We start from the raw sequence: 1,549 nt of genomic DNA, 5'->3' as shown, positions 1-1,549 counted from the left end.
GGCGCCTGCACCGCGCTGGTCGGCGATGCCGCGACCGTCGCGGCCCGCATCAAGGAGTATCAGGATCTCGGCATCGATACCTTCATCATGTCGGGCTACCCGCATCTGGAGGAAGCCTATCGCTTCGCCGAACTGGTGTTCCCGCTGCTCGCGCTGGAGCAGCCGAGCAACGTGACCAGGCTGCATTTCAACGGCGGTCCTTTCGGCGAGACGGTCGGCAGCGACTTTCGTCCGCAGCACCGGGTGTCGCAGTCATGAGCCTGATCGACAGCGTTTCACTTCCGCGCAGCTTTCGTCTGCCGCGGGTCGACGGCCTGATCCAGTGGATCGTGCCGCTCGCCATCATCGCGATCTGGCAGGTCGCGAGCGTCACCGGCTTCGTGCCGACCCGCGTGCTGCCGGCGCCGAGCGACGTCCTGCTCGCAGGCTGGAAGCTGCTGCTCTCCGGCGAACTCGTCCGCAACATCTGGGTCTCGTTCTGGCGCGCCTCGATCGGTTTCCTGATCGGCGGGAGCATCGGCTTCGCCTTTGGGCTTGCCAACGGCCTGTCGCAGCTCTCGGCAAAACTCACCGACACCACGCTGCAAATGGTGCGCAACGTGCCGCACCTGGCGCTGATCCCGCTGGTCATCCTCTGGTTCGGCATCGACGAGAGCGCAAAGCTGTTTCTGGTGGCGCTCGGCGTGTTCTTCCCGATCTACCTCAACACGCTGCACGGCATCCGCACCGTCGATCCGCAGCTGATCGAGATGGGCCGCATCTACGGCATGACCGATGGCGAACTGTTCCGCCGCGTCATCTTCCCGGGCGCGCTGCCCTCGATCTTCGTCGGCATCCGCTTCGCACTCGGCATCATGTGGCTGACTTTGATCGTCGCCGAGACCATCGCGGCCTCCTCAGGCCTCGGCTACATGGCGATGCAGGCGCGCGAGTTCATGCTCATCGACGTCGTCGTGCTCTCGATCCTGATCTACGCCCTGCTCGGCAAGCTTGCCGACAGCGCCTCCCGCGTGCTGGAGCGTCTCACGCTCTCCTGGCACCCCGCCTATTGGAAACGTTGAGCAGAAATACTGGGAATCACATGCAGACAGCCGTTCGTAGCTCCCTTCCGGAAACCGACTTTGTCAGCCGCGCCAATTTCGCGCCGCACGCCCGTGTGGTGCGCGAGGAGCGGCAAGGAGAACGTCAAGCGCAGGCGATCGGGCTGCCGCTCAGCATCCGTGGCTTGCGCAAATCCTTCGGCGACAACGAGGTGCTGCGCGGCATCGACTTGCACATTCCCGCCGGCCAGTTCGTCGCCATCGTCGGCAAGAGCGGTTGCGGCAAGAGCACGCTGCTGCGCCTCATCGCCGGTCTCGACAAGATCGACGCCGGCAGCATCAGCTTCGGCCAGGATATCCAGCCCGAAGACATCCGCGTGATGTTCCAGGAGCCGCGGCTCCTGCCCTGGGCGCGGGTGCTCGCCAACGTCGAGGTGGGCCTCGGCCGCGAACGTGCCTCCGCCGATGCACATGCACGTGCCGAGAAGGCGCTGACCGAGGTCGGGCTT

2 protein-coding genes and 1 pseudogene are annotated in these 1,549 nt (G+C 65.1%); all 3 read left to right on the top strand.

What is annotated here, in order from left to right; all coding sequences use genetic code 11:
* Window positions 1-258 (top strand): annotated as a pseudogene (locus MOV75_RS37605) (alkanesulfonate monooxygenase); the annotation flags it as partial.
* Window positions 255-1,061, top strand: coding sequence for an aliphatic sulfonate ABC transporter permease SsuC (gene ssuC, locus MOV75_RS37600; RefSeq protein WP_246932577.1), 807 nt, complete (start codon window positions 255-257; stop codon window positions 1,059-1,061). The pseudogene MOV75_RS37605 and the gene ssuC, both read left to right, overlap by 4 nt.
* 20 nt (window positions 1,062-1,081) lie before the next feature.
* Window positions 1,082-1,549: ATP-binding cassette domain-containing protein (locus tag MOV75_RS37595; protein ID WP_247007934.1), on the top strand; the 468-nt coding region annotated here is incomplete at its 3' end.

The sequence above is a fragment of the Bradyrhizobium sp. PRIMUS42 genome, assembly GCF_023006515.1.
Classification (GTDB): domain Bacteria; phylum Pseudomonadota; class Alphaproteobacteria; order Rhizobiales; family Xanthobacteraceae; genus Bradyrhizobium.
The sequence above is the reverse complement of the archived record's forward strand: the minus strand, read 5'-3'. Positions and strand labels throughout refer to the sequence as shown.

Excerpts from the sequence above, each read along its gene's own strand:
- ssuC (WP_246932577.1), top strand. The coding sequence starts at position 255 with ATGAGCCTGATCGACAGCGTTTCACTTCCGCGCAGCTTTCGTCTGCCG.